This window comes from Ramlibacter sp., assembly GCF_028291745.1.
GTDB lineage: Bacteria > Pseudomonadota > Gammaproteobacteria > Burkholderiales > Burkholderiaceae_C > Ramlibacter.
Window position 1 is genome coordinate 1 of record NZ_JAQGNQ010000068.1, and the last position, 25,661, is coordinate 25,661.

General features: G+C 68.7%; 25 protein-coding genes and 2 pseudogenes. 11 read left to right on the top strand and 16 right to left on the bottom strand.

The features are described from left to right. Together JWP60_RS12345 and JWP60_RS12350 are read left to right on the top strand one after the other, a co-directional pair. Positions 1-207 (top strand): hypothetical protein (locus JWP60_RS12345; RefSeq protein ID WP_299791348.1); only part of this gene is annotated, 207 nt, incomplete at its 5' end. 99 nt (positions 208-306) lie between these two features. Further along, positions 307-876: an undecaprenyl-diphosphatase gene (locus JWP60_RS12350; RefSeq protein WP_299791351.1), complete on the top strand. Its 570-nt coding sequence runs from the start codon at positions 307-309 to the stop codon at positions 874-876. Between the two features lie 207 nt (positions 877-1,083). Here JWP60_RS12350 and JWP60_RS12355 read toward each other — a convergent pair whose 3' ends face one another. From JWP60_RS12355 to JWP60_RS12370, 4 genes and pseudogenes are all read right to left on the bottom strand, one after another. After that, positions 1,084-1,239, bottom strand: a complete 156-nt coding sequence (locus JWP60_RS12355; protein WP_299791354.1) for a hypothetical protein — start codon at positions 1,237-1,239, stop codon at positions 1,084-1,086. Next, the gene (locus tag JWP60_RS12360) at positions 1,236-2,282 is read right to left on the bottom strand and encodes a hypothetical protein (RefSeq protein ID WP_299791357.1); all 1,047 of its coding nucleotides are present in this window, start codon (positions 2,280-2,282) and stop codon (positions 1,236-1,238) included. The genes JWP60_RS12355 and JWP60_RS12360 overlap by 4 nt, the downstream gene beginning before the upstream one ends. A 5-nt stretch (positions 2,283-2,287) precedes the next feature. Next, positions 2,288-2,473 carry a hypothetical protein gene (locus JWP60_RS12365; protein WP_299791360.1) on the bottom strand — a complete coding sequence of 62 codons (186 nt, stop codon included), beginning with the start codon at positions 2,471-2,473 and terminating at the stop codon, positions 2,288-2,290. Positions 2,474-2,686: 213 nt separating this feature from the next. Beyond that, positions 2,687-2,881, bottom strand: a pseudogene (locus JWP60_RS12370) (copper chaperone PCu(A)C); the annotation flags it as partial. A 204-nt stretch (positions 2,882-3,085) separates the two neighbouring features. On the opposite strand from JWP60_RS12370, the gene JWP60_RS12375 reads away from it, so the two are divergent. The 4 genes from JWP60_RS12375 to JWP60_RS12390 all read left to right on the top strand — a co-directional run bounded on the left by JWP60_RS12375 (position 3,086) and on the right by JWP60_RS12390 (position 9,591). Continuing rightward, complete coding sequence (locus JWP60_RS12375; protein ID WP_299791363.1) at positions 3,086-3,436, top strand: copper-binding protein; 351 nt, start codon at positions 3,086-3,088, stop codon at positions 3,434-3,436. Between the two features lie 446 nt (positions 3,437-3,882). After that, positions 3,883-5,040, top strand: a complete 1,158-nt coding sequence (locus tag JWP60_RS12380) for an efflux RND transporter periplasmic adaptor subunit (RefSeq protein WP_299791366.1) — start codon at positions 3,883-3,885, stop codon at positions 5,038-5,040. Between the two features lie 13 nt (positions 5,041-5,053). Then, positions 5,054-8,206, top strand: a complete 3,153-nt coding sequence (locus tag JWP60_RS12385; RefSeq protein WP_299791369.1) for an efflux RND transporter permease subunit — start codon at positions 5,054-5,056, stop codon at positions 8,204-8,206. Next, entirely contained in the window at positions 8,203-9,591 is a 1,389-nt protein-coding gene (locus JWP60_RS12390; protein ID WP_299791371.1) for an efflux transporter outer membrane subunit, read from the top strand. The genes JWP60_RS12385 and JWP60_RS12390 overlap by 4 nt, the downstream gene beginning before the upstream one ends. A 117-nt stretch (positions 9,592-9,708) precedes the next feature. Here the strand turns inward: JWP60_RS12390 and JWP60_RS12395 are convergent, their stop codons facing one another. The 4 genes from JWP60_RS12395 to JWP60_RS12410 all read right to left on the bottom strand — a co-directional run bounded on the left by JWP60_RS12395 (position 9,709) and on the right by JWP60_RS12410 (position 13,435). After that, a complete protein-coding gene (locus JWP60_RS12395) occupies positions 9,709-10,833 on the bottom strand; it encodes a porin (protein WP_299791374.1) in 1,125 nt (374 codons plus the stop codon). Next, positions 10,830-11,168 (bottom strand): hypothetical protein, encoded by a 339-nt coding sequence (locus tag JWP60_RS12400; protein WP_299791377.1) that lies wholly within the window; start codon positions 11,166-11,168, stop codon positions 10,830-10,832. The genes JWP60_RS12395 and JWP60_RS12400 overlap by 4 nt, the downstream gene beginning before the upstream one ends. A gap of 111 nt (positions 11,169-11,279) precedes the next feature. Further along, complete coding sequence (locus JWP60_RS12405; protein WP_299791380.1) at positions 11,280-12,764, bottom strand: heavy metal sensor histidine kinase; 1,485 nt, start codon at positions 12,762-12,764, stop codon at positions 11,280-11,282. After that, the gene (locus tag JWP60_RS12410; RefSeq protein ID WP_299791383.1) at positions 12,761-13,435 is read right to left on the bottom strand and encodes a heavy metal response regulator transcription factor; all 675 of its coding nucleotides are present in this window, start codon (positions 13,433-13,435) and stop codon (positions 12,761-12,763) included. The genes JWP60_RS12405 and JWP60_RS12410 overlap by 4 nt, the downstream gene beginning before the upstream one ends. Positions 13,436-13,589: 154 nt before the next feature. Between JWP60_RS12410 and JWP60_RS12415 the strand changes: the two genes are divergently transcribed. The 4 genes and pseudogenes from JWP60_RS12415 (at position 13,590) to JWP60_RS12430 (ending at position 16,579) form a co-directional block, all read left to right on the top strand. Then, a complete protein-coding gene (locus JWP60_RS12415) occupies positions 13,590-14,609 on the top strand; it encodes a hypothetical protein (protein ID WP_299791386.1) in 1,020 nt (339 codons plus the stop codon). A 173-nt stretch (positions 14,610-14,782) separates the two neighbouring features. Beyond that, a pseudogene (locus JWP60_RS12420) lies at positions 14,783-14,860 on the top strand (DNA-binding response regulator); the annotation flags it as partial. A gap of 372 nt (positions 14,861-15,232) precedes the next feature. Continuing rightward, a complete protein-coding gene (locus JWP60_RS12425; protein WP_299791389.1) occupies positions 15,233-15,835 on the top strand; it encodes a DUF4148 domain-containing protein in 603 nt (200 codons plus the stop codon). A gap of 399 nt (positions 15,836-16,234) precedes the next feature. Then, complete coding sequence (locus tag JWP60_RS12430; RefSeq protein WP_299791392.1) at positions 16,235-16,579, top strand: hypothetical protein; 345 nt, start codon at positions 16,235-16,237, stop codon at positions 16,577-16,579. Between the two features lie 232 nt (positions 16,580-16,811). Here JWP60_RS12430 and JWP60_RS12435 read toward each other — a convergent pair whose 3' ends face one another. The 8 genes from JWP60_RS12435 to JWP60_RS12470 all read right to left on the bottom strand — a co-directional run bounded on the left by JWP60_RS12435 (position 16,812) and on the right by JWP60_RS12470 (position 24,333). Beyond that, entirely contained in the window at positions 16,812-17,351 is a 540-nt protein-coding gene (locus JWP60_RS12435) for a 3-isopropylmalate dehydratase (RefSeq protein WP_299791395.1), read from the bottom strand. Beyond that, positions 17,344-18,627 (bottom strand): 3-isopropylmalate dehydratase large subunit, encoded by a 1,284-nt coding sequence (locus JWP60_RS12440; RefSeq protein ID WP_299791398.1) that lies wholly within the window; start codon positions 18,625-18,627, stop codon positions 17,344-17,346. Before JWP60_RS12440 ends, JWP60_RS12435 begins: the two co-directional genes overlap by 8 nt. Positions 18,628-18,641: 14 nt before the next feature. Continuing rightward, positions 18,642-19,628: a tripartite tricarboxylate transporter substrate binding protein gene (locus JWP60_RS12445; RefSeq protein WP_299791401.1), complete on the bottom strand. Its 987-nt coding sequence runs from the start codon at positions 19,626-19,628 to the stop codon at positions 18,642-18,644. Positions 19,629-19,650: 22 nt separating this feature from the next. Next, a complete protein-coding gene (locus tag JWP60_RS12450; RefSeq protein ID WP_299791404.1) occupies positions 19,651-20,454 on the bottom strand; it encodes an aldolase/citrate lyase family protein in 804 nt (267 codons plus the stop codon). Positions 20,455-20,537: 83 nt separating this feature from the next. Continuing rightward, positions 20,538-21,317, bottom strand: coding sequence for an IclR family transcriptional regulator (locus JWP60_RS12455; RefSeq protein WP_299791407.1), 780 nt, complete (start codon positions 21,315-21,317; stop codon positions 20,538-20,540). Positions 21,318-21,467: 150 nt separating this feature from the next. Then, the gene (locus tag JWP60_RS12460) at positions 21,468-22,496 is read right to left on the bottom strand and encodes an asparaginase (RefSeq protein WP_299791410.1); all 1,029 of its coding nucleotides are present in this window, start codon (positions 22,494-22,496) and stop codon (positions 21,468-21,470) included. After that, positions 22,493-23,407, bottom strand: coding sequence for a polysaccharide deacetylase family protein (locus JWP60_RS12465; protein WP_299791413.1), 915 nt, complete (start codon positions 23,405-23,407; stop codon positions 22,493-22,495). The genes JWP60_RS12460 and JWP60_RS12465 overlap by 4 nt, the downstream gene beginning before the upstream one ends. After that, entirely contained in the window at positions 23,404-24,333 is a 930-nt protein-coding gene (locus JWP60_RS12470; protein WP_299791415.1) for a polysaccharide deacetylase, read from the bottom strand. The genes JWP60_RS12465 and JWP60_RS12470 overlap by 4 nt, the downstream gene beginning before the upstream one ends. A 342-nt stretch (positions 24,334-24,675) precedes the next feature. On the opposite strand from JWP60_RS12470, the gene JWP60_RS12475 reads away from it, so the two are divergent. Continuing rightward, positions 24,676-25,653: a tripartite tricarboxylate transporter substrate-binding protein gene (locus JWP60_RS12475; RefSeq protein ID WP_299791418.1), complete on the top strand. Its 978-nt coding sequence runs from the start codon at positions 24,676-24,678 to the stop codon at positions 25,651-25,653. Positions 25,654-25,661: the final 8 nt, after the last annotated feature.

The following is a 25,661-nucleotide window of genomic DNA, read 5'->3' on the forward strand; positions in this document are numbered from 1 at the left end:
ACCTGGGAGAAGGCGAATCCCGCGGACTTCCAGATCATGTCGATCGCGGTCACCTCGGATGCGATGCCGCTGCACGAGCTGGACTTCTACGCCGACACCTACATCGCGCAGCAACTTTCGCGCATTCTGGTCTACCTGTACGTGGAGCGCATCGCACGCGCCGGGCTGTCCCGAGCGCAGCGCGCGCTGTCGCGGCCGCCAGCTTGAACACGGCGCTGGTCGGCGCCTCCGGGCGCCTCAGTTTCATCTCAGCAGCGCAGGGCATGATCGAACGGATTGCTGCCACGTGGCGCTGCGCCAGCCGGAATGGACAATCTGCAACTGTTCACGCTTCTCAACGCCTCTTCGAAGACGCCGGTCTGGCAGATTGCCATCGCACTGGCTATCGCGCAGTGGCTGATCTGGTGTGTTCCGCTCGCCATGGCAGCAGCATGGGTCCTCGGCGATGAAGAAGCACGGGGCAACCTGCTCGAGATGCTCGTGGCGGCCCTGATCGCCCTCGCGCTCGCACAGGTGATCACGCACGCGTGGCCGCAGCCAAGGCCTTTCATGCTGCACGTCGGTCGCCAGTTGCTGGCGCATGAGCCCGACCCCGGGCTGCCGAGCGATCACGTCACCGTGTTCTGGTCGATCGCTGCCGCCGCGATCGCCGGCACACGCTTTCGCCGGTGGGGAGCGGTCCTGTTCGTGCTGGGGCTGTTGGTCGGCTGGAGCCGCGTCTTCCTGGGCGTCCATTTTCCCTTGGACGTTCTGGCCGCCTTGCCCGTCTCCGCGGCAGGTGCGGTGTTTGCCCGCGCGCTGAGGCACCCGCTGCAGCCGGCCTATGGGCTGGCATCGCGCTGGTGGGAACGAGCGGCGCAAGGCTTCACGCGGTGATGCCCCCGACGGCTTCGCGCAATTCCCGCTCCGAACAAGAGTTCTTGAGGATCCGGTGCGACGCGCGCGCGAGCGGACGGGACGAAATGAACTCCGCGGCGGTAGCGAATGCATCCATCGTTTTTCTCCAGTGCGAACTGCCATCTTCCGGGCCGCGGCTCGGGAGCGGGGAGTCAGGCTGCAACGTACCCCGGGCGCGTGGCGGATTCATGACACGCGACGCGCCCACGGAAGACCTGCTGTCTTCACCAGGTCATACGGCGCCCGCAGCATCCGGGCCTTCGGAGGAAGAAGGCCGTTGGCGTCGGTCACCTCCAGGCTGCTGAAGGCGCCCTCCAGCGCCTCGATGCCGGCGAACTTCATCGCGAGGCACTGATCAGGGGCCGGCCGATCGTGTTCGGAAAGATGTCGTCGAGGAAGAAGTGCAGTTGCACGAGCCAGCCCACGCCACGGCCGCTCGCATGGTTCATCGGCAGCACCGCCTCCAGCCCGACCTGCACCTTCTGCCCCACCCAGAGGACGCCCGGATTGACCGTGCCGGTCCACGAACGGTCCTCGACCCGGTTGACCGGCCTCGCCGCTGCGATCTCGACGACCGGGATCATGCGGTTCCAGGGCGCGCCAAGTCCCGTGTCCTTCACCATCGACTGCAGGTAGGGAATGCTGTATTGCAGGGACAGGCCCAGCCTCAGCACGTCGGGGTTGCGCTGCACCTGCGTTGCTGGCAATCCGGTGTCCGGGTCGACTGCGGTGGTCGTGGTGCTGCTGCGGCTCGGAATGGCCAGGCCCGCAGTGCCGGTCACTGCTAGCGGCCGCAGTGCGTCGACCGGCAGATTGCCGAAGCCCTTGCCGAAGAAGATGGTCGGCGTGTAGGTGCTGAAGCGGTCCACGCCGAGCGAGCGGCTGCCGCTGCCGCCGATCTCCCAGGAGATGCCGGCCGACACCAGCGCCTCGGCCGCTTCGTTGCGATAGAACTGGTACTTCAGTCCGAGCTCCGAATTGTCGAAGCCGGTGGTGCGGGTGCCGTCGGCGAAGTGGAAGCGGTTCCATGCGCTGCCGAACGAGATGCCAAGGTCATCGGTGATCCGCTTCGACACGTCGATCGAGACAGCCGTCTGCTTTCCGGCCGGGGCATCGGCGCTCGCCTCGCTATGGGTCACCGACACGGTGGGCAGGGACAGTTCGTCGGCGACGAAGGGGTCGTCGGTGGCAAGGGTGGCCGGGAAGAAGCGCTGGCCAACGAAGCCATGGGCCAGGGCGCCGCCGGGGCAGCCAGCGATAACGGCCACGCAGGACAGGATGGGCGCGGCGATACCGGCCCGAGAGAAGAGGCGTTGCATGAGAAAGTCCCCGTCAAGTTTTGGCACAACACCGCGGCGCCTGAGCCGCCGCAGCGCGGGGTGCATAGTTTTCAGGTCGCAGATTGTGAACGACAGCGCGCTGTCTTGCGCGCCGCGGCACTCAGTCGCGGGCCGCGCTCGGTGTGATGCGGCGCGAGGCGCTGCAGCATGCCGAAACGCGCGGACAGGTAGGGCAGCAGCGGCGATGCCTTCCCGACAACTTCGACCCGGATGATGGCCAAGCATTCGAGCAGCACTTCGATGGTTTCCGCGACGATCTATTCCGACAGACCGTCGACCTTGGAATGCTTCCCTGGGATCCATGGCGAGAACTTTTGAAGACAAAAGCTTGCCACCAGGCAAGTTGAAGCAAAAGGAGCCCGCGTGCGCGGGCTCTGAACCCGGGCACCAGGGCCGGGCGCCGGGATTGAGGAGCGTCAAAAGAGGCGGCGGCCACCGCCTCGGGCAGTTCAGTCGCTGGTCGCGTTCAGCACGCGTGCCGTGGCCTGGATCTCCACGGCTTCCTTGCGTCCATCCGCGCCTTCGAACACCAGGGTCACGGGCACTTGCGAGCCGGCGTGCACCTGCTCCTTCAGATCCAGCAGCATGATGTGATAGCCGCCGCCGGGCTGCAGCGCCACGTCCTTGCCGGCGGGAAGGTCGACGCCGGAAACCAACAGGGTCGCAGCTTCACGCCGGCCGGGACGAACTGACGAGGCCGGAATGATCTCTTCGCGATAGCTGCGCGATATGTTCAACTGCTGCCCCGGACCTGTCGCCAGCGACTCGGTCGCGCAGCCGTCACGGTGGCGCCGACCCGGCCAGTCGCCGCCGATTCTCTTCGCAGCGCCTCGGAAAGGACTCCCTGGATGAAATCCCTCGTTATCGCCGCGGCACTCCCGCTTCTGTTGGTGGGATGCCAGGCGCAGTTGCACTCTCCAGGCATGACCATGCCCGTGGAACGCACGCCAGCCGCGAACGCCATGCAGCCTTCTCCGCCGTTCGTCAATGCACACATCGAAGAGGTGGACGTAGGCGGTGGCACGCTGACGCTGGCGCACGAAGCAATTCCCAACCTGAACATGCCGGCGATGACGATGGTCTTCGCAGTGAAGGACAAGGACATGCTCAAGGATCTGAAAGCCGGCGACCGGATTCGGGCCCAGTTCGATACGGTGAGGGGGCAGATGATGCTGATCAACGTGGAGCACTCCAACTAGCCTTCGAACCGCAGCATCCCGAACAACCTCATCGCCCGTTTCTCCGTCAAGCAAGCGGGCTGGAGACGGTGCGGGATCTTCTGAGACGCCGGTCCGCAGACGGGCTTCGGCATAGCCACCGCCCATGCGGCGGCGTTCCAGGCTGCCTGCTCCCCCTGCATTGCGCCGAATGCGTAGCCGCAAACAATGGCTTTCCGCTTTGTAATCTGCGCGTCATGTAGGGGTTGCCGCCGCAGCCGAAGCTGACGTCACTCTCACGACCACTGGAGTTGACGCATGCAAGGCATTCCCCTCGGCCACTCCGGCCTGATGAGCTCCCGCATCGGCCTGGGCACCGGGGAAATCGGCGGATCGATGTGCGCGAGCTTCCCTGCCGCAGGGCGCCAGGCGCGGCCTGTTTTTTCCCGTCCTGCCCGGGCGTTGACGTGACCCATTCCGGAGCCCCCATGAGAGCCGATTCCACTCCACCCTGCCGCCATCTCCTGGTGCTGGCCACGCTGGCACTGGCCGGTTGCTCGCCGGCCCCGCCGGCCAAGACCGCCGCGGCCCTGCCGCAGGTGGTTGTCGTCACCGTTCACCGCGCCACGGTGCCGGTCAGCATCGAGCTGCCCGCGCGCACCTCGCCTTTCCTGGTGGCGCAGATCCGCGCGCGTGTCGACGGCATCGTGCAGCAACGCGCGTACCGCGAGGGCAGCGACGTGAAGGCGGGCCAGCGCCTGTATGCCATCGATCCCGCTCCCTACGTCACGGCGCTGCAGGCCGCGCGGGCCGGCCTGCAGAAGGCGCAGGCGAACGTGGTGTCGGCGACCGCGCTGGCCGAGCGCGACAAGGTGCTCGCCGACGCCAATGTGGTGAGCAAGCAGGATTACGACAACGCGGTGGCGGCGCGGGCGCAGGCCGAAGCAGACGTGGCCACCGGGCAAGCCGCAGTCCGCGCGGCGCAGATCAACCTGGACTACACCACCGTGCTGTCGCCCATCACCGGCCGCAGCGGCCCGTCGCTGGTAACGCAGGGCGCGTACGTGCAAGGCAGTGCGGCCACGCTGATGACGACCGTGCAGCAGATCGATCCCATGTACGTCGACATCACGCAATCCAGCGTCGACGGACTGCAGCTGCGCCAGCAGGTCGCGAGCGGCCGGCTCAAGGCCGGCAGCTCCGGCCCGACGCGCGTGACGCTCACGCTGGAAGACGGCACGGCGTACCCGGTGAGCGGCACGCTGCAGTTCAGCGACATCAGCGTCAATCCCGCCACCGGCTCCATCACGCTGCGTGCCCTCTTCCCGAACCCGCGCATGATGCTGCTGCCCGGCAGTTTCGTGCGCGCACGCATCGACGAGGGCGTGCGCGACGACGCGCTGCTGGTTCCGCAGGCGGGCGTCACCCATGACGCGCAGGGCCAGGCCACCGCCCTGGTGGTGGGTACCGATAACCGGGTGGCGCGACGCACGCTGCAGTTGCAGGGAACGCAGGGGGACCGGTGGGTCGTGGTGAGCGGGCTGCAGGAGGGCGAGCGCGTCATCGTGGCCGGACTGCAGAAGGTCAAGCCCGGCGCCCAGGTGCTGGCGAAAGAGGCGGCGGCGACATCGGTCGCGGCGAAATAAAGGCAGACCCGACATGGCCAGCTTCTTCATCCGGCGGCCGATCTTCGCGATCGTGCTGGCCCTCCTCGTCATGCTCGCGGGCGGTCTGTCGCTGCTGCGGCTGCCCATCGAGCAGTTCCCGCCGGTGGCGCCGCCCACCGTGCAGATCAGCACCAGCTATCCCGGCGCCTCCGCCGCCACCGTGGAGAGCACGGTGGTGCAGGTGATCGAGCAGCAGATGAATGGCATCGACCACCTGCTGTACATGGCGTCCAACAGCGACGACACCGGGCAGTCGACCACCACCCTCACCTTCGCGCCGGGCACGGATCCCGACATCGCCCAGGTGCAGGTGCAGAACAAGCTGCAGCTGGCGGTGCCGCAGTTGCCGCAGCAGGTGCAGCAGTCCGGCATCCGGGTCACCAAGTCCACCAACGCCTTCCTGATGGTGGTGGGCTTCTACTCGCGCGACCAGAGCATGTCGAAGTTCGACATCGCCAACTACGTGGTGTCGCACGTCCAGGACCCGCTGAGCCGGGTCGACGGCGTCGGCAACCTCAACGTGTTCGGCAGCCAGTACGCGATGCGCATCTGGCTGGACCCCGCCAAGCTCGATGGTTTCGGGCTGACGCCGCTGGACGTGCTGGCGGCGGTGCAGGGCCAGAACGTCCAGGTATCGGGCGGGCAGCTGGGTGGCACGCCCGCCGTGCCGCGGCAGCAGATCACGGCCACGATCACCGAATCGACGCTGTTGCGTACGCCGCAACAGTTCGGAGCCATCGTGCTGAAGGCCCTGCCCGACGGATCGCAGGTGCGGCTGCGCGATGTGGCGCGCATCGCGCTGGGCGCGGAAAGCTTCGCGATCGACAACCGCTACGACGCACAGCCCGCGTCCGGCATCGGCATCCAGCTCGCCACGGGCGCCAACGCGCTGGCAACGGCCAGCGCGGTGCGCGCTCGCATCGCGCAACTCCAACCCTCCTTCCCGCCCGGGCTGGAGGTGGTGTATCCCAACGACGTCACGCCCTTCATCCAGGTCTCCATCGACGAAGTGGTCAAGACGCTGCTGGAAGGCATCGCGCTGGTGGTGCTGGTGATGTACCTGTTCCTGCAGAACGCCCGCGCCACGCTCATTCCGGCGATCGCCGTGCCGGTGGTGCTGCTCGGGACCTTCGGGCTGATGGCGGCGGTCGGCTTCACCATCAACACGCTGTCGATGTTCGGCCTGGTGCTCGCCATCGGCCTGCTGGTGGACGACGCCATCGTGGTGGTGGAGAACGTCGAGCGCGTCATGAGCGAGGAAGGCTTGCCACCGCGCGAGGCGACCCTCAAGGCCATGGGCCAGATCACCGGTGCGCTGGTGGGCGTGGCGCTGGTGATCTCCGCGGTGTTCGTGCCGGTCGCCTTCTCCAGCGGCTCGGTGGGCGCGATCTACCGTGAGTTCGCGCTGACCATCGTGGTCGCCATGCTGCTGTCGGTGTTCGTGGCCCTGACGCTGACGCCGGCGCTGTGCGCCACGCTCCTCAAGCCCAGCGATCCGGCCGAAGGGCACCGCACCGGCTTCTTCGGCGGCTTCAACCGCGGCTTCGACCGCACTCGCGACGGCTACACCAGTGGTGTGCGGCGCGTGATCGCCCGCTGGGGCCGCTGGCTGTTGATCCATGCCGCCTGCGTGGTCGCGGTCGGCCTGCTGTTCATGAAGCTGCCGACCTCCTTCCTGCCCAACGAGGACCAGGGCTACTTCTTCGTGCAGGTGCAGACCCCCCCAGGCGCGACGCAGGAGCGTACCGGCGTGGTGGTGGACGACGTCATGCGCTACCTGATGAAGGACGAGGCAGCGGGCGTGGATGCGGTGTTCTCGGTCAACGGCAACAGCCCCGCGGGGCGGGGACAGAACCAGGGACAGGTGTTCGTCCGCCTCAAGGACTGGGGTCAGCGCACCGCGCCCGGCCTGGCGCTGCCGGCCATCGCAGCGCGGGTGGCGGGACACTTCGCGCGCTACCCGGACGCCGTGGTCACGACCATCAATCCACCGCCGATCCGCGGCCTCGGCAGCTCCGCCGGGTTCGACTTCGAGCTGGAGGATCGCGGCGGTGTCGGCCACGACGCGCTGCTCAAGGCGCGCGACCAGCTGCTGGCGCTGGCGAAGAGCGATCCGGACATCGCGCAGTTGCGCGCCAACGGGCTGGACGACACGCCCACCTTCAAGGTCGACATCGATCGCGAGAAGGCCAGCGTGCTGGGCGTGAGCCTCACCGATGTCGACCAGACCTTTTCGATCTCGTGGGGCTCGCGCTTCGTCGACAACTTCCTCGACACCGACAACCGCATCAAGAAGGTGTACCTGCAGGCCGATGCACCGTTCCGCATGAACCCGGAGGACCTGAAGCGGCTGTACGTGCGCGGCAGCGGCGGCGACATGGTGCCCTTTTCCGCCTTCGCCACCGGCCGCTGGACCTACGGCCCGCCGCAGCTGCAGCGCTACAACGGCTTGTCCTCGGTGGAGCTGATCGGCCAGGCCGGGCCCGGGCGAAGCACGGGCCAGGCCATGCAGAAGATGGCGTCACTGGCCAGCCAGCTGCCTGCCTCGATCGGCTTCGAGTGGACCGGCATCTCGCTGCAGCAGCAGCAGGCCGGGGCGCAGGCGCCCTTCTTCTATGCCTTGTCGGTGCTCGTGGTGTTCCTCAGCCTCGCCGCGCTGTACGAGAGCTGGGCCATCCCGGTGTCGGTGATCTTGGTGATCCCGATCGGCGTGCTGGGCGCCCTGCTGGCCGCCTCGGCCTTTCACATGACCAACGGCGTGTACTTCCAGGTGGGGCTGCTCACCACCATTGGCCTGTCGGCGAAGAACGCCATCCTGATCGTGGAGTTCGCCCGCGAGCTGATGCAGCAGGGGCGCAGCGCGCTGGAAGCCGCGGTGGAAGCGGCACGCCTGCGCCTGCGCCCCATCCTCATGACGTCCATGGCCTTCATCCTGGGGGTGCTGCCGCTCGCGTTGGCGAGCGGCGCCGGCTCCGCCAGCCAGAACGAGATCGGCATCGCGGTGATCGGCGGCATGTTCACGGCGACCTTCGTCGCGCCCTTCCTCATTCCCATGTTCTTCTTCGTGGTGGCGGGGCGGCTGTTCAAGCCCCGAGGGGCGGCGCCGCCGCGGCTGGCGCACGAGAGCGGGAGTGCCGGGGCATGAAGCGACTGGTCATTCTCGCGGGCGCGCTGCTCGCCGGCTGCGCACTGCAACCGACCTACCAGCGTCCGGCGCTGCCGGTGCCGGGGGCCTGGCCCACGGGTGCCGCGTATGGCGAGCAGCCAGGCGCCGGCACGACGCCGGCGGCCGACGTCGGCTGGCGCAACTTCCTCACCGACGCGCGCCTGCAAAGGCTGGTGGAGATCGCGCTCGCGAACAACCGCGACCTGCGCGTCGCCGCGCTGCACGTGGCGCAGGTGCAGGCGCAATATCGCATCCAGCGCGCCGCGCAATTCCCGTCGGTGGACGCCAATGCCGAACTGCGGCGTACCGGCGGCAGCGGCGGAGCGACGCGCGGCTACAGCGCCGGGCTGTCGGCCGCCTGGGAACTCGATTTCTTCGGGCGGCTGCGCAGCCTCAGCGACGCGGCCTTGCAGCAGTACCTGGCCTCGCGCGAGGCGCAGCAGGCGTTCCACATCCTGCTCGTATCCCAGGTGACCGACCAGTACCTGGCGCTGCTCGCCTCCGACGAACTGCTGGCCGTGACGCAGCGGACGCTGCAATCCGCGCAGGCCTCGCTGCAGCTCACGCAACTGCAGCTGCGCGTCGGCGCCGGAACGGAGCTCGCGGTGCGCCAGGCCGAGACGGTGGTGGAGCAGGCCCAAGCCGACCAGGAGGCGCAGGTGCGTGCGCGCGCCCAGGCCGAGAACGCACTGGTGCTGCTGCTGGGAGAGGCCTTGCCAGCGGACCTTCCGCCGGTGGTCCCCTTCAACGCGCAGGCCTTCCTCACGGACCTTGCGGCCGGCGTTCCCTCGGACCTGCTCCAGCGGCGTCCGGACGTCATGCAGGCGGAGGCACAGCTGCGCGCGGCGAACGCCAACATCGGCGCTGCCCGCGCGGCTTTCTTCCCCTCCATCAGCCTCACCGGTTCGCTGGGCACGGCGAGCAGCGCGCTGTCCGGCCTGTTCGGCGCCGGCTCGCTGGCCTGGGGATTCATCCCGTCGATCACGGCACCCATCTTCAACGCCGGCCAGCTCCGGGCGGAACTCGACGTCGCGAAGATCGAGAAGGACATCGGCGTGGCGCAGTACGAAAAGGCGATCCAGACCGCCTTCAGCGAGGTAGCCAGCGGCCTTGCCGCGCGCAGCACGTACGAGCGGCAGGTGGCAGCGCTGGAGCGGCTGGTCACGGCGAGCCAGCAGGCGCTGGACCTGGCGCAGCTGCAGTTCCGCACCGGCAGCGCCAGTTACCTCGCAGTGCTCACGGAGCAGCGCAACCTGTATGGCGCGCAGCAGGAACTGGTGCAGGTGCGGCTCGCGCGCATGACGAACCTGGTGGACCTGTACCGGTATCTCGGAGGTGGATGGCGGGAGCGCACCGGCGCGTGATCGGTGCCCGGATCTGCCGAAAGTAAAAACGCAGCGCGTACCAAGGCACGCGCTGCGAAGGGCCTGGCCGGAAGGTCCGGCCAGGCCTGGAGCGATCAGGTCAAGGGCAGGAAGGCATCAGAAGCTGTGGCGCACGCCCACGTCGAAACCGGTGGATGAAGCATTGCCCACCCCGGCGCCGATCGTCGCGCCGCCCAGTGCGATGGCGGAGCCATCCTGGTTCTTCACGCGCGCCACCGTCGTGTAGATCGCGGTGCGCTTGGAGAGGTTGTACACGTAGCCGAGTGCCAGCTTGCCGGCGCGCGGATTGGCAAGGCCGGGGGTGTTCATGTCCGCCTTGTAGGTGGAGTAGGAGGTGCGGATCGTCCCGGGGCCGACCGGCACGTTGGCGCCCACCAGCCACTGCGTGCCCTCCACGGCCGCCAGGCTGTCGCGGCGGTCACGGCCGTATTCCGCCATGACCTGCACCACGCCGAAGTCCCACTGGCCGCCCACGTTCCAGGTCTTGAAGTCGCCGGTGCCGGCGGTCTGTGCGAACTTCGTGCGCCCGTAGGACGCCGACACGTCGAGCGGCCCCATCGCATAGCCGCCGCGCACGCCGAAGCCATTGCCGTCGTGCTCGGTCGTGGCGCCGTTCTGCACGTTCTCTCCCAGGAAATACTGCGCCTGCCCGTAGAAGCCGCGCAGGTTCGAGGGCAGGAAGTAGCCGACGGAGTTGGACGCGCGCCCCAGCACGCCAGCGGTGCCCGAGGGCGCCAGCCCGTTGGCGGCGGCGCCCGCGAAGCCCAGCGAGGTGCCGACGCCGTTCGTGAGGAACGGGTCGTACTTCAGCAGGCCCAGGAACGGCGCGGTGTAGTCGCGGCCCGCGCGCACTTCGCCCCAGTCACCTTCCAGGCTGAGGGTGGAACGGCGGTTGAAATTGAGGCCGCTGCCCGCCTGTGCCGTGACGGCCTGGTTGCCGGCCGGAATGGCCCCGCCGGCACGCCCGTCATCGGTGCCCAGGCTGCCTTCCAGCCAGAACGAAGCCGCGAGGCCGCCGCCCAGGTCTTCCCTGCCGCGCACGCCGATCCGCGAGCTGTTGTAGCCGGAGTTCGTGAGCTGCGTGATGCGGGTCGAGCCGGGACCGCTGGCGCTGCCGTGTTCCACGGTGGTATCGATGATGCCGAACAGCGTCACCGACGACTGCGCGGATGCTGCACCGGCGGCGGTCATCACGGCCAGCGGAATGAGGACTTTCTTCATTGCAGGTTTCCTCCAGCGCTGTGAGCGGTGCCACGCGGCGAGGCGTCGACCTGGTTCTCCGGCGACCCGATCCGGCCGGGCGCGAGCATGTCGCCGTTGCGGCTCGCGTCCTGCTGCTGCACCTGTGCGCGCACGATGCCACTGCCCTGCGGCTGCCGATAGAGGTCGGGGCGAAGTTCGCGCTGCGTGTAGCCCGAAGCGCCGATGACGTCGCCGCTCTGCACGGCCTGGAAATACTCCTGTTCGACCTGGGCGCGGGTCTTGGCCTGCGCGCCGGCCACACCTGCCAGCCCGGCGAGCAAGCCCAGGACGACGGTGTTGCGGATGCGGTTCATGCTGCGATTCCTTTTTCTACATCCGTCTCGCTTGCTCCGGGAATCGGGCAGCGATCGGATGCGCTCACGATAGGAAGCGCAGCGCACGGGACGATGGCCCGCGCATGACGGCTATGTCAGGGGATTGCCGGAGAAGCGCAATGTGAAAGTGGTGGTGCGGCCGGCGCCGCTGTCCACGGCGACGGTGCCGCCGTGCATCTCCATGATGGAGTGCACGATGGCCAACCCGAGGCCGGAGCCCGAGGCGGAGCCCTGCCGCGATGCGTCGACGCGATAGAAGCGTTGGAAGATGTGTGGCTGGTGTTCGGCCGGAATGGGCGGTCCGTCGTTGGCGACTTCCAGCGTGCACGACCGGTCCGCCGCGACGCGCGCGCGCAGCCGGATCGCCGACCCCGGCGGCGTGTGCTGCAGCGCATTGGAAACCAGGTTGCCGAGAGCGCGCACGAGCATGCTCTCGTCGGCCCAGGCGCGCGCCGGCACGCCATCCGGTGACTGCATGTCCAACCGCAGCACCACCCCACGCTCTTCCGCCAGCAGCTCGAAGTAGCCCGCCACGCGCTGCAGCGCCTGGTCCAGGTCCACCCAGTGCGCGGCGGGGGCCGGCTGGTTGTCGGCGCGTGCCAGGAACAGCATGTTGGTGATCATGCGCGAGAGCCGCTCGTACTCCTCCACCGCGGACTCCAGCACCGCCCGGTACTCGTCGGCCGTGCGGGGCCGCGAGAGCGCCACCTGCGCCTCGCCCATCAGGTTGCCCAGAGGCGTGCGCAGGTCGTGCGCGAGGTCCGACGAGAAGGCCGAGAGCCGCTCGAACGAGTCCTGCAGGCGATCCAGCATGCGGTTGAACGCCCGCGTGGATTCCGCCATCTCCGCCGGCGCACCCTCCAGCGGCATGCGCTCGTGCAGGTCGCTCGCGCCCACGCGGCTGGCGGTGGCGCCGAAGCGGCGCACGCTCACGACGATGCGGCGCGCGATACCCAGGCCGAGCAATGCGGACAGCACCCCGGCGGCGCAGAGCGCGATCGCGAGCTCGCGGCGATTGCGGTCGCGCAGCGCGCGCGAAGGCGTGGTCTCGACCGCCAGGGTCGCGAGCAGCACCCGCGCCGGCCGCTCCTGCGTGGCGGGCAGCGGCAGCCGCGCGCGCAGCAGCCGGTAGCGCCCGCCGTCGGCCGCCTGCCAGGTCACGGTGGATTGCCCCAGTTGGTCGCGCAGCTGGTCCATCTGGCGACGGGTCGGATCGGGCGGCAGCAGCTGCGCGGCCAGCAGTTGGCGCGGCAGCGCCTCCTGCGGCACGTCGAACTGCGGCGACCTGGCAAGCAGCGCTGCGTCGCGCTCCTCCACCACCTCCAGGTGCAGGCGCGGGGTGCGGCGCCCTGCGCGCGTCACCAGGCGCGGCAGGACGGCCGGGTCGTTGCCTGCCGCGGCGAGGTCGTCCCGCAGCAGGGCCAGGTTGGACAGGAGGAGCAGCTCGGTCTCCTCGCGCAGCTCGCCGCCCAGCCGGCTGTCCATCAGCATTCCCAGCAGCAGGATGGTGAGCCCGGAGACCAGCGCGATGGCGGCGGCGATCTGCGCCGTCAGCGAGTGGCGCAGGGCCTTCACTGTGCCCGCTCGTCGAAGACGTAGCCGACGCCGCGGATGGTGTGGATCAGCTTTTGCGGGAAAGGATCGTCGAGCTTGGCGCGCAGCCGGCGCACCGCGACGTCGACGACGTTGGTGTCGCTGTCGAAGTTCATGTCCCACACGTTTTCGGCAATCAAGGTGCGCGAGCACATCTCCCCGGCATGCCGCATGAAGTATCCCAGCAGCGCGTATTCCTTGACGGTCAGCTCCACGCGCTGGCCCGATCGCGTGACCCGGCGCCGCAAGGGATCTACCTCCACGTCCGCGAAACGCAGCGGCTGCTCGCTCTGCATGCTGCCGCGGCGCAGGATGTTCTGCACGCGCGCCAGCAGCTCCGAAAAGGCAAAGGGTTTCACCAGGTAGTCCTCGGCACCGAGCTGGAGGCCCTTGACGCGGTCCTCCACGGCGTCACGCGCGGTGAGGAACAGCACGGGGGTGGGCTGCTGGCGCCGGATCCCCTGCAGCACCTCCCAGCCCTCGAGGCCGGGCAGCATCACGTCCAGCAGGATCAGGTCGTAGCGGCTGGTGGTGGCGAGGTGCAGGCCGTCGAAGCCGTCGCTGGCGACGTCCACCACGTAACCCTGCTCCATCAGGCCCTTGCGGACATAGGCGGCGGTTTTCGGTTCGTCTTCGACGATCAGGATGCGCATGGAGGATGATGGTTGGCAAGCTGCAGTCTGGCCGGCCTCGCGCACTGCCCGATGACGGCAGGATTTCAGCACTGTAATCCGCGCGTCAAGCGCCGGCAGGGCGGGTTTCCTATCGTCCCCCGGTTCCTCCAACAACCGCTGCCGGAGCGTTTCCATGACAAGCTGGTCTTCCGCGGGCCCTACGGTGCTCGCCTCCTTCCTCGCCTCGCTGGTCGAGTTCGTCGAAGCCCTCACCATCGTGCTGGCCGTGGGTCTCACGCGCGGCTGGAAGTCGTCCCTGCTGGGAACGGCTGCCGGCGTCGCGGCACTGGTGGCCCTGGTCGCGGCGCTGGGGCCTTCGCTGCAGTCGATTCCGCTGGCACAGCTGCAGCTGGCCGTGGGCTTGCTGCTCCTGCTGTTCGGCATGCGCTGGCTGCAAAAGGCGGTGCTGCGCTCCGCCGGCGTGATCGCGCTGCGCGACGAGGCGCTCGAGTTCTCGACCCGGACGCGGGCCCTGCAGGGTGATCCACGGGGGGGCGGTGGCATCGACGCCACCGGCTTCCTCACCGCCTTCAAGGCGGTGCTGCTGGAGGGCATCGAAGTGGTGTTCGTGGTGGTGGCGCTGAGCCTCAAAGGCGGCATGCTGCTGCCCGCGTCGGCCGGTGCGCTGCTCGCCCTCCTGCTCGTGGCCCTGCTCGGCCTGCTGCTGCACCGCCCGCTCGCGACGGTGCCGGAGAACACGCTGAAGTTTTCGGTGGGCGTGATGCTCACCGCATTCGGCACCTACTGGACCGGCGAGGGGCTGGGCTTCGCCTGGCCCGGGTCGGACGCGATCGTTCTGCTCCTGATCGCCGCCTTCCTGGCCATGGGTTGGCTGCTGGCCAGGGCCTGCGCGCGGCTGCCGGCGCCGCCGGCCCGGACGCCCTCCAGCAGCGGCTCGCCGGCACGCGCGCCACGCGGCCTGCTGCCCACGATGGTCGGCGAGCTGCTGGGGCTGTTCGTCGACGATCTGTGGCTCGCCTTCGGCATTGCCGGCTGGGTGCTGCTCTCGGCGGCGCTGCTGTCGCTGGACGCCCGCGTCGCCGCTTCGGCACCCGCCCTGTTTCCTGCCGGCCTCGCTGGCGTGCTGGCGGTCAGTGCGTGGCGCCGCGCCCTCGCCGCGGCTCCATTGGCTCGCAGCACCGAGTTGCACTGAGACCGTCGCCGAGGCGTCCCGGTGGTGTTCAGCCCTCCTGCTCGAGGTGACTTCCATCGGTTGACGCAGCAAGCCGTCAACTCCGACGATGACCCTCGAGGGGCTCGGGGCCTGGCGGCGATCCGAAGGTCACGGCGACGTTGGCCGTGGAGGGGGCCATGAATGGCACTGGCAACGGCGCCGACGACTACCTGACGAAGCCGTTTTCGCCGCGCTGGATGCTGGCCCGCATCCGTGCGCTGCTGCGCCGGGTGAGGATGCGCGGCACCCAGCGTCGGCCTCGGCGCAGCGACTGCTCGACGGCGCATCGACCACGCTGGTCGCGCCCGACGCGCCCGGGCAGCCGGCAGGGGGAAGCGATTTCGCAGCGCTCGCGTCCGCGCACAGCCGCGCGCTCTCGCGCCTGTCCCGGGAGATGGCCGATGCGATCCGCGCGCTCCAGAGCGGTCCCTGAAGCGGCCGCTGCAAACGAAGCGATCGCCGCCGGTGCGTGACGCCGATGTAATCCGCGCGAAAGCTTGCCGTCGCCGATGCCTTCCTATCCTCACAGCATCCGGTCGCAGAGCCTGGCTCCTCGGGCCTGCGCTGAACCGGATGCAATGGTGAAGTTGAAAGGAACCGAGATGAACTACCAGCACAAGCTGGCGGCGGCCGTCCTGCTGGCCGCGGTCGCGGGCGTAGTGTCCGCGCAGGGGCTGACGCGGGCCCAGGTGGAGGCCCAAACGATGCAGGCCATCAGGAACGGCGACATCATGGCTCCCGGCGACGCGGGCCTGACCTATCGGCAGGAAGATCCGGCCGCCTACCCGGCCCAGCCCGCGCCGCCACCCGGCAAGACGCGCGCGCAGGTCAAGGCCGAAACCATGACCGCCATCCGCAACGGCGACATCCTCGCTCCCGGCGACGCCGGCGAGACCTTGGCGCAGGAGTATCCCGCCGAATACCCGGCCAAGCCCATCGTGGTCGGCAAGACCCGCGCCGAGGCGAGGGAAGAACGCGACATCGCGGTCCGGGACGGCGACATCCTCGCTCCTGGCGAGGCCGGAATGACCTTGGCCCAGGAGGAGCCGGCGATGTACGCGGCGCAGCGGGCGGCGGATGCGCCCATCTTGGCCAAGCTGCAAGCGCAAGAGGCCGCGCGAGAGGCGGCGCAGGCGGCGTTGCTGAACGGGACGCTGCAGCCGGCGCAGTCCGCGGCGACCATGCCGGGGATCGCTGCGCAGTAGCAGCCGGCGCGTCGTGCACGACTCGACGCGACGCAGGAGGGGCTTCGCGGCCCCTGACGTGCGCTGCCGGTTCCCGTGTGCGCCGGCATTGCGAATGTCATCGCTGATGGGCGCGTGAAACCGCCAGGTAATCCCCCGTCCGCACAGTGCCCCCCCTCCCTGCTTCTTGTGGAGAGTGCCATGCAGCCCCTTTGGACGAAGCCCGTCAGCCGGAGAGACTCGAGCAGCTTGAGCAAGCTCCAAAGTGGCGCTTCTGCCGAGGCTCAGCTCGAGAGATCGCCGTCTGGGTACGCACACTGCTGGCCCGAAGGTTCCGACCCTGCTCATCGTGATTGGCCGATGCACCGCCGCCCTGCGCGACCGCATGCTGTTCCCATGTCTTTACCAGGAGAGATTGACATGAAGCACAACAAGGTGATTGCAGCACTCGCGACCGCGGGTGGGCTCTTCGCGATGAGCGGCGCCCATGCCTTCGTCCCGGCCGTGGTGGCCGGCATCGCCGCCCTTAGCGGCGCGGCGATCGGCGGCGCGGCGGCACAAGCGCACAATCCGCCCGCAGTGGCGGTTGTCCCGAGCACCCCGACGGTGGTGCTGGGCGGTCCGCCCGCTACGGTGGAGGAAGTGATCCCGGCGCCGCGGGAAGGCTATCAATGGGAGCGGGGCCACTACGAGATCAACAACGGCGCCTCTACCTGGGTGACAGGCCACTGGGTCGCCAATGACGTGGTCATCTACGAACACTGACGCGGACTGATCCACCATCAACAAGGGGCACACAGCGTGCCCCTTCTCGTGAGGGGCTTTACGCATCCACCGCGATGAGAGAAGAACGCAGGTGGGTGGAGCTGGCCACGCTCGAACGGGTGTCCTGGTTTAACCACGGTCGCCTGCTCGAACCCATCGGCTACAAGAATCCCGGGGCGATTCACTCCCGTGCATTCGCGGGAGCTCCCGGCGGCGTGGCCGGCCCCAAGGTTCAGGCGCTCGCTCGTACCCTCGCCCTCTGCGCCAGTTTCTCCCTGGCGTAAGGCACCAGGCCACCCGCGTCCAGGATCTGCAGGGCGGTTGCCGACAAGGGAGTTGCGGTCAGCACCTGGCCACTCGCGAGGTTGCTGATGCGCGCAGTCACCAGGTCCACATCGAGCGCCTGCCCCGTCTGCACCGCTTGCGTGATGCCCGGGCAGACCAGCACCGGGAAGGCGTTGTTGATGGCGTTGCGCAGGAAGAAGCGCGCGAACGACTCCGCGATCACCAGGCGCACGCCGGCACCACGCAAGGCGAATACCGGGCCTTCGACGGTCTTGCCGCCGCCGCCGAAGTTCATGCCCGCGACGACGATGCCGAAATCGCCCGCGAGCGCCTTGGCCGAGAAGGAAGGATCAAGGTCCGCGAACGCGGCCTTCGCCAGTTCAGCGTCCGACAACCCGGTGGAGCTCTTGAAGCGCGTGGGCATGATGTCCAACGCCTTCACGTCATCGCCGACGCGGTACGCATTGGCGCGGATCTGCTTAGACATGGGCCAGCTCCTTGCTCACGGGTTCGAGCGTGCGGGGATCGGTGATCACACCCCGCACCGCGGAGGCCGCCACCGTGTGCGGCGAGCCGAGGTAGACGAAGGAATCGGGGCTGCCCATGCGGCCCTTCATGTTGCGGTTGCCCGAGCTGATGGCGACTTCGCCCGCGCCCAGCACACCGCTGTGTTCGCCCATGCAGGGACCGCAGCCTGGCGGGAACACCAGCGCGCCGGCTTCCGACAAGGTGGCGATGTGGCCGGCCTTCAGCGCCCGCTGGTACACCTCGCGCGAAGCGGGCACGACCACGAAGCGCACACCGTCCGCAACCTTGCGGCCCTCCATGATCGTCGCAGCGGCGGCGAGGTCCTCGAAGCGGCCGTTCGTGCAGGTGCCGATGAAGGCCTCGTTGATCCGCTTGCCGGCCTGCGACGCGACGCTGTGGATGTTGTCCAGCGCGTGCGGGCACGCCAGCAGCGGTTCGAGCGCGCCGAGATCGACCTCGATCACGTCCTCGTAGCTGCAGTCCGGATCGCTGAAGACGGGCGTGAAGTCCCGCTGCGCGCGGCCTGCGGCGTACTCCAGTGTCACCGCGTCGGGCTCGAAGATGGCCGACTTGGCACCCATGTCCGAGCAGTAGTTCGTGATCGTGAAGCGCGCGTCCATGGACAGCGCTGCCACGCCCGTGCCGCCGATCTCGATGGTCTTGTAGATGGCCCGGCGCTCGTAGCCGAGCGTCTTCATCAGGTGCAGCGCCACGTCCTTGGTGGTGACACCCGCAGCCAGTTTGCCGTGCAGGTTGATGCGGATCGTGGCCGGCACCACCAGCCAGATCTCGCCCAGTGCCGCAGCCACGGCAGCATCCGTCTGGCCGACGCCGATGACCACCGCGCCCATCGCCCCGCCGGTGGGCGTATGCGATTCGTTCATGACCACCAGTTCACCGGGCAGCACGAGGCCCTGCTCGGGCATCACCACGTGCATGATCCCGCTGCCGACGTCGAACAGGTTCTTCACCTCGAACTTCTTCGCCGCCTGGCGAATGGCCGCGTGCACGTCGGCGATAGCCACGGTCTGGGCCGGGCTTTGGTGGTCCAGCGTGAAGGCCACGCGCTCTCGGTCGAACAGCTGCTCGGAGCCGATGGCGCCGAGCGTGTTGAAGACCAGCTTGCCCTGCAGGTCCATGCTGGCGACCTGGTCCACCTTGCAGTCCAGGAACTGGCCCGGTTGCACAGCATCCAGCCCGGCCGCCCGGGCCAGGATCTTTTCCGTGATCGTCATGCCCATGTCGGTCCTCACTCGGCGGCGATGTGCGCCAGCTGGATGGTGCTGGCCCACTTGGCCGAGTCGGCCTGGATCAGGTTTGCGAACTGCGCCGCCGAGGTCGCCGTGGGAGCCTGCAGCCCCAGCATCTGGTAGCGGGCGTGCAGTTCGGGGTCCTTCAGGACCTCGGTGAGGTCCTTCTGCAGCTTCTCGACGACCTCCCGGGGCATATGCGCAGGGCCGACCAGGCCAAACCAGTTGCTGAAGTTGTACTTCGGCAGGCCAGCCTCCGCCATCGTGGGTACGCCCGGCAGCAGCGGCGAGCGCTTGGCGCCAAGCACCGCCAGCGGCTTGAGCTTGCCCGCCTTGATCTGCGGCACGACTTGCGAGGCCGCGTCGAAATCCAGCTGCGTCTGGCCACCCAGCACCGCATTCACGGCATCGGCGGTGCCCTTGTACGGCACCAGGTTCAGGTCGACGCCGGCTTCGTTCTCGAACAGGGCGGCGGCCAGGTGCGGGGCGCCGCCGTTGCCGGAGGTGGCGCTCGTCACGGTGCCCGGCTTCGTCTTCGCAGCAGCCACCAGTTCCTTCACGTCGTGGAAGGGCGCGTTCGGTTGCGTCACCAGAACAAAGTCGACGCCGGCGGTCTGGGCGATCGGCGTGAAGTCCTTGACCGGGTCGAACTTCATGTTCTTGTACAGGTGCTGGTTCACGGTCAGATTGCCCGCCGTGGCCATCAGCAGCGTGTACCCGTCGGCCGGGGATCTGGCCACGGCCTCGGAGCCGATCACGCCGGCGGCGCCCGGCCTGTTGTCGACGATCACCTGCTGGCCCCACTTGGTGGTGAGCTTCTGGGCGATCAGGCGCGCCACCACGTCGGTGGGCCCGCCGGGCGTGAAGGCCACCACGATCCTGACCGGCTTGTCGGGGTAGCTGCCCTGTGCGAGCGCGCTGCCGGCGCCGGCGACGAGAGTGGCCGCGGCGAGGGCGGTGGCGAAGGTACGGCGCGTGAACTGCATGCTGTCTCCTGGATTCGAGTTTTTAGCGGGTGAGCGAAGCGACAGCCTTGGCCTTGGCGGTGCAGGCGGCCATCAGGAAGGAAAGGTCGGTGCCGGTGGAGACGAAGCGCGCGCCCATGCGCACGAACTTTTCCACCAGATCGGGGCGCGAGGCCAGGCCGCCGATGCCCACGTGCTTGCCATGCTTGCGGCAGGCGGCGATCGTGCGCTCATAGGCGGCGGTGACGCGCGGGTCGTCGTACTGGCCGGGGATGCCCCATTCGGCGGTCAGGTCGTTGGTGCCGACCAGCATCATGTCCACGCCATCGACGGCGGCAATTTCCTCGACCTGCGCCAGCGCGGCGACCGCCTCCATCATCACGATGACCATGGTCTGCCGGTTCAGCGCCAGGTTGGCTTCGGTGGTCGGGAAACTGCGGTACTGCAGGTGCGGCAGCCCGCCGTTCGCGGAGCGGTCGCCCTGCGGCGCGAAGCGCGCGTAGCGCACCACCTCGCGCGCCTGTTCGGCGCTGCGCACATGCGGCGCGATGACGCCGACGGCCCCGCCATCGAGCACCCGGGAGATGTATTCGGGGCTGTTGGCCGGCACGCGCACGAAGGCCGGAATCCCGATCTCGAGGGCGGCCATGCAGATCTGGCTGGTGGTCTCCAGCGAGAAGCTGCAGTGCTCCATGTCGATGTAGAAGGTATCGAAGCCGGCGGATTTGGCGATGCGGGCGATCTCCACGCCACTCACCAGGCGCACCATCATGGAAGCCACGACTTCGTCGCGGGCCAGCTTCTCCTTCACCGGGTTGCGAAGGATGTCGTCGAGGGAGGGGTTCATGGGTGCGCGGCCTGGCCGCCGGAGTTCCAAAAGATTCTCACATTGTAGGAGATCTTTTTCCTCCCCAAAGCACCCATGGCTGACTATCCCAGCGCGCGAGCCGGCAGGTCCACCACGTTCGCGCTTTCGGCGATGCCTCGGGAGATGGCCGCCGCGGCCTCGAGCAGTCGCGGCGCCAGCCCCTTGAATTCGGCCAGGCGAGGCGAGCGGGTGGAGGTGGCGAGCGCCACGCTGCCCAGTACCTCGCCGTCCTTGTTGAACAAGGGCGCTGCCAGCCCGGCGATGCCGGCGCGGAATTCGCCGGCCGAAAAAGCGTAGCCCTGCTGGCGGATGCGCGCCAGCTTGGCCTTCAGCGTCTCCCAGTCGCGCCCCAAGCCCGCAGCGCTGATGCTTTCCTGCTGCTTGCTGAAGACACTGCGCAACTGGTGCGGCGGCAGGTGCGCCAGGATGATGTTGGCCGTCGCGCCGGCCACGAGCGGCCGCTGCTGCCCGCGCCCGAACAGGCCCGGTGGGGCGTCCTCGGTGGCGACCTGCTGGACGCACATGACCGAGTCGCTATAAAGGACCGACAGCAGCGCACTGAAACCGGTGCGCTTTGACAAGGCTGCGACGAGCGGGCTGCCGACGCTGTACACCGGGTCGGACGAGCGCGAGATGCGATCCAGCGCCAGCGCCCGGGGGCCGACCACATAGGAGCCGCTGCCGACGCGCGCCAGCAAGCCGGCCTGGTGCAGCGACTTGAGGTAGCGGTAGCAGGTGGACGGCGGCAACTCGGAGCGCGCAGCGAGTTCCTCGGCGGACCACAGCGGCGCGTCGACGCTGAAGGCGTCGAGCAGGGAAAGCATCTTGTCCTGGCTGCTCATCGCACCGGATTGTGGTGGAAAAAAAGCGAGCCCTGCAGCCCGCCCGGCCAATGACACGTCGCACCGGCGGACCGGCTCCGGCGGGCGTGGCGTTCGCCGTCGAACATCGTTGCGCTTTCGGCCAGAGCGAGATGTGGCGCGGTGAATGCCTCACCCCAGCCCGGCGAACGCCTCGACCACCGCCGGGCGGCCGGCGCCGGCGCTCACCAGCAGGGCAAGAAGCAGCCGTGCCTTGGCGGGCGTGAGGTGTGCCGCCGCGAGCAGCCCGCGCGCCAGCAAGTCCATTTCCGAGCCCGGGAATCCATAGGTCCCGGTGAACACGGGCCCCGCGCGAACGCGCGTACACAGGACCACGGGCATTTGCCCGGCGAGGGCCTGCAAGCGGTCGACGCAGGAGGCCGGTACGTGGCCCGCGCCGAGGCCCTCGATCACCGCACCGGCGTAGCCGAGCCCTGCGAGCACATCCAGCACCCGGCCGTCTTCGCCGAGGCCCAGCGACACTTGCGCGATGGCGGCGAGTGGCTCCTCGCCGCACAAGGACGGCGCGTGCGGCGTGGGCAGCGCCGGCACGCGTTCGGGCCTGGCAAGCAGATGCACGCGACCTTCGGCCACCAGGCCGATGCGGCCCACCCCCGGCGAGTCGAAGGCGCTCGTGAGGGAAGTGTGGGACTTCTGCACCCATCTCGCCGCGTGGATCTCGTCGTTCAGCACCACGACGGCACCGAGGCCGCGCAGGCGCGCGTCGGCGGCCACGGTGACCGCCGCCAGCAGGTTGGCCGGGCCATCCGCACCGGGCGCCTGCGGGCCGCGCATGGCGCCGGTCACCACCACGGGGGCGCCGCCCTGGGTGGCCAGCAAGTCCAGCACGAAGGCCGTCTCCTCGATGGTGTCGGTGCCCTGCACCACCACCGCCCCCACAGGCGCATCCGGAGTGCCGGTGAGCCGGCCGCGCAGCAGCGACGCGACGCCGCACAGCTGCTGCAGCGAGAGCGACGCGCCGGGCAGGTTCATGGGCGTGACGGCCTCCAGTTCGGCCACGCGCGCCAGCCGCGGTTCCGCCGCCAGCAACTGCTCGCCCGTCAGCGTCGGGCGGATGCCGCCCAGGCCGCTGGAAGTCATGGCGATCGTGCCGCCGAGCGACACAACCAGGACGCGGGGGAACTGCTGCGCGCCGCTCATGCCTTGCCGTGCGTGCCCGGCTGCCCCCCGTTTTGCGCAAGGAACCAGTCGAGGATCTGCTCGCCGCTCCACACCACCACACCGTCGTGGCCGAGGATGTAGTCGTAGAGCTCCTCGACGTAGCCGATGCGGTGCGGCACGCCACTGAGGTAGGGGTGCACCGAGAGCGCCATCACGCGCGGCTGCTTCGCTCCGTCGCGGTACAGCCGGTCGAAGTGCGCCTTGCCGCGCTTGAGCATTTCGTCGGAAGGGTGCTGCTGCACCGCGGAGACCACCACGTCGTTGGTGTCGACGGTGTACGGGATCGACGTGATCCTGCCCTTGGGCGAGCGCAGCGCCACCGGCTGGTCGTCCAGAACCCAGTCGGCCACGTACTCGATGCCGCATTCGGCCAGGTGGTCCAGCGTGTCGTCGGTCTCCGTCAGGCCCGGGCTTTCCCAGCCGCGCGGCGCCTTGCCCGTGAACCGGCGGATGGCCTCGATGGTCTGCATGATGGCGGCCTTCTGGTCTTCCACCTTGTGCATGGGACGCTGCACGTGGCCATGCCCCATGAACTCCCAGCCGGCCTCCAGCGCTGCGCGGCACACCTCTTCGTAGACCTCGCAGGTCTGGCCGTTGAGGGCGAAGGTCGCCGGCATGCCGCGACTCTGGATGGCCTCGAGGATGCGCCAGAAGCCCACGCGCATGCCGTACTCGTGCCAGGCCCAGTTCGGGATGTCCGGCAGCAGCGGTGCACCCATGGGCGGCGAGAGCACCGCCCGCGGCATGGCGCCGGCGGGATCCCAGACCTCCACGTTGACGATGTTCCAGACCACCACGCGCGCATCGCCGGGCAGGCGCAGCACGGGGCGGTTGACGATGGACTGGTAGGGCGCGCGTGCACGCACGCTCGCTCCGAGGGACGAAGTCATGGGGTCTCCTTGAAAATTTCGCTGCCGGCAATCACGCCCGGCGGCAGGCTGTAGCAGAAGTCGGCGATCTCGCCGGGGCGCGCCAGCCAGAGCCGGTCGCGGGACGGGCTCTCCAGGCAGTGGCGCAGTGCCTGCCGCAGCAGGCGCAGCCGGAAGGGCTGGCCGAAGATGTTGGGGTGCACCGAGACGTTCATCACCAGCGGATGGCGCTCGCACTGTTCGGCCATTTCGTCGAACTGCTGCACGATCATGTCGCAGAACTCGGAGGCGTCCTGCTTGCGATGGGTGATCACCTGCGAGTCGTTGAGCTCGATGGGATAGGGCACCGACAGGATCGGGCCGCTGCGCGTGCGCATCCAGACCGGCTGGTCGTCCATCGGCCAGTCCATCAGGTACTTGAAGCCCGCTTCCTTCAGCAGGTCGGGCGTCCAGGGCGTTTCGTAGGCGCCGGACCCCATCCAGCCGCTGGGCGCACGGCCCTCGTGCCGCACGAAAGTGGCGACCACCTCCTGGAGGATGCGTTCCTCGTCCGCCTCCCACAGGCCCCGGTGGTTCTCGGCGTTGGTGCGGCCGTGGCCCACGATCTCGTCGCCGCGGCGGCGGATCGCGTCCATGACCTGCGGCGCATGGTCGTAGACCAGGCTGTTCACGTTGTGGGCGGCGGGCAGGCCAAGCTGGTCGAACAGGTCGAACAAGCGCCAGATGCCGATCCGGTTGCCGTAGTCGCGCCAGGCATAGTTGCGGTGCGTCTGCGGCTCGCCGCTCTTCGCCGGGTCGTGGCCGTTGCCGGCGCCAAAGGCGAAGCATTCGACATTGGTGGTGATCACGAAGGCCAGGCGCTTGCCGCCGGGCCAGCTGTAATCCCGGCGGCCGGGCAGCGGGTGGTAGTCGTAGCGGGTGTGCCGGGGAAGGAGCGGACGTGCCATGCGGAGGTGGGCCTCGGGAATGCGGGACGGGTGACCCGCTGCGCCGGGATGCTAATGGCGCGTCTCCGCACACGCAATGGAATGCCATCGGATTCCACATGTTGGACACGCGTCCGTGCGTCGGCGCCTGGCCGGCCCATGCCCCAAAGCGGCCAGCGCGGCCCCATCTTGGTGAAAACGCGCGGACATGGGGCGCAGGAGTTCCAAATACTGGAACAACGCGGAGATGTGTTGACACCCGGAAGACCAGACTCCTAAGCTGGTCCGGAACCTGCACATCACCGCGGTGTCCAGGCCTCTCCACGCTGTTCCTCCCTCACGCACCCATCCGCATCCGCACCCATGACGACTTTCCTGTTGAAGCTGGCGGCCGCCGTCGTCGGCGCCTCGCTGATCGCGCCCCTCGCCTCGGCCCAGAACGCGCCCTATCCCTCCCGGCCCATTACCCTGGTGGTCGGCTTCACGCCCGGCGGCATTTCCGACGTGCTGGCGCGCGCGCTGGCGGCGCGGCTGACCGTGCAGATGGGCCAGACCGTCATCGTGGACAACCGGCCGGGCGCAGCCACCACCGTCGCATCGACGTTCGTCGCCCACGCGCCGGCGGACGGCTACACGCTGTACTTCCAGGACATGACCAGCCACGCCATCAGCGCGGCGGCGTACAAGAGGCTGAATTTCCAGCCGTGGAACGACTTCACGATGATCAGCCTGGTGGCGACCACGCCGCTGATGCTGGTATCGAGCATCGCCTCCAACGCCACCGACGTGAAGACGCTCATCGCGAAGGCCAAGGCCGCGCCTCAGCCGCTGCCCTATGCATCTTCCGGCAACGGCGCCATCACCCACCTGGCCGCGGAGTCGTTCAAGCAGTTGGCCGGCATCGACGCGCTGCACGTCCCTTACAAGGGCGGGGCGCCGTCGACGCAGGCGCTCATCGGCGGCGAGGTGGCCTTCAGCTTTTCCAGCATGCCGCCCGCAATCGCCCAGATGAAGGCTGGCAGGCTCCATGGCCTCGCCGTGACGTCGGCGAAGCGTGTCCCCACCGCACCCGGCGTGCCCACGCTGCGCGAAGCGGGCATTCCGATGGACCTCCTGCTCTATAGCGGCATCCTCGGCCCCAAGGGCTTGCCCGCAGCGGTCGTCGAACGCATCGGCGCCGAAGTGAAGAAGGCCGTCGCCTCGCCCGAGATGAAGAAGGTCCTGCTCGATGCGGGTGCCGATGCGATGACCAGCACGCCCGCCGAATTCGCCAGCCGGATGCAATCCGAGGCCGCTTCCATGGCCAAGGCGGTGCAGTCCGCGGGCGTCGTGCTGGACTGACCACGGAC

What these genes read in the sequence shown, in the direction of transcription:
- JWP60_RS12430 (WP_299791392.1), top strand. Translation starts at nt 16,235, where the DNA reads ATGAAGCACAACAAGGTGATTGCAGCACTCGCGACCGCGGGTGGGCTC.
- JWP60_RS12390 (WP_299791371.1), top strand. Translation starts at nt 8,203, where the DNA reads ATGAAGCGACTGGTCATTCTCGCGGGCGCGCTGCTCGCCGGCTGCGCA.
- JWP60_RS12410 (WP_299791383.1), bottom strand. Translation starts at nt 13,435, where the DNA reads ATGCGCATCCTGATCGTCGAAGACGAACCGAAAACCGCCGCCTATGTC.
- JWP60_RS12450 (WP_299791404.1), bottom strand. Translation starts at nt 20,454, where the DNA reads ATGAACCCCTCCCTCGACGACATCCTTCGCAACCCGGTGAAGGAGAAG.
- JWP60_RS12400 (WP_299791377.1), bottom strand. Translation starts at nt 11,168, where the DNA reads ATGAACCGCATCCGCAACACCGTCGTCCTGGGCTTGCTCGCCGGGCTG.
- JWP60_RS12395 (WP_299791374.1), bottom strand. Translation starts at nt 10,833, where the DNA reads ATGAAGAAAGTCCTCATTCCGCTGGCCGTGATGACCGCCGCCGGTGCA.
- JWP60_RS12385 (WP_299791369.1), top strand. Translation starts at nt 5,054, where the DNA reads ATGGCCAGCTTCTTCATCCGGCGGCCGATCTTCGCGATCGTGCTGGCC.
- JWP60_RS12355 (WP_299791354.1), bottom strand. Translation starts at nt 1,239, where the DNA reads ATGAAGTTCGCCGGCATCGAGGCGCTGGAGGGCGCCTTCAGCAGCCTG.
- JWP60_RS12375 (WP_299791363.1), top strand. Translation starts at nt 3,086, where the DNA reads ATGAAATCCCTCGTTATCGCCGCGGCACTCCCGCTTCTGTTGGTGGGA.
- JWP60_RS12445 (WP_299791401.1), bottom strand. Translation starts at nt 19,628, where the DNA reads ATGCAGTTCACGCGCCGTACCTTCGCCACCGCCCTCGCCGCGGCCACT.
- JWP60_RS12475 (WP_299791418.1), top strand. Translation starts at nt 24,676, where the DNA reads ATGACGACTTTCCTGTTGAAGCTGGCGGCCGCCGTCGTCGGCGCCTCG.
- JWP60_RS12470 (WP_299791415.1), bottom strand. Translation starts at nt 24,333, where the DNA reads ATGGCACGTCCGCTCCTTCCCCGGCACACCCGCTACGACTACCACCCG.
- JWP60_RS12360 (WP_299791357.1), bottom strand. Translation starts at nt 2,282, where the DNA reads ATGCACCCCGCGCTGCGGCGGCTCAGGCGCCGCGGTGTTGTGCCAAAA.
- JWP60_RS12425 (WP_299791389.1), top strand. Translation starts at nt 15,233, where the DNA reads ATGAACTACCAGCACAAGCTGGCGGCGGCCGTCCTGCTGGCCGCGGTC.
- JWP60_RS12435 (WP_299791395.1), bottom strand. Translation starts at nt 17,351, where the DNA reads ATGTCTAAGCAGATCCGCGCCAATGCGTACCGCGTCGGCGATGACGTG.
- JWP60_RS12440 (WP_299791398.1), bottom strand. Translation starts at nt 18,627, where the DNA reads ATGACGATCACGGAAAAGATCCTGGCCCGGGCGGCCGGGCTGGATGCT.
- JWP60_RS12350 (WP_299791351.1), top strand. Translation starts at nt 307, where the DNA reads ATGGACAATCTGCAACTGTTCACGCTTCTCAACGCCTCTTCGAAGACG.
- JWP60_RS12455 (WP_299791407.1), bottom strand. Translation starts at nt 21,317, where the DNA reads ATGAGCAGCCAGGACAAGATGCTTTCCCTGCTCGACGCCTTCAGCGTC.
- JWP60_RS12460 (WP_299791410.1), bottom strand. Translation starts at nt 22,496, where the DNA reads ATGAGCGGCGCGCAGCAGTTCCCCCGCGTCCTGGTTGTGTCGCTCGGC.
- JWP60_RS12380 (WP_299791366.1), top strand. Translation starts at nt 3,883, where the DNA reads ATGAGAGCCGATTCCACTCCACCCTGCCGCCATCTCCTGGTGCTGGCC.
- JWP60_RS12415 (WP_299791386.1), top strand. Translation starts at nt 13,590, where the DNA reads ATGACAAGCTGGTCTTCCGCGGGCCCTACGGTGCTCGCCTCCTTCCTC.
- JWP60_RS12465 (WP_299791413.1), bottom strand. Translation starts at nt 23,407, where the DNA reads ATGACTTCGTCCCTCGGAGCGAGCGTGCGTGCACGCGCGCCCTACCAG.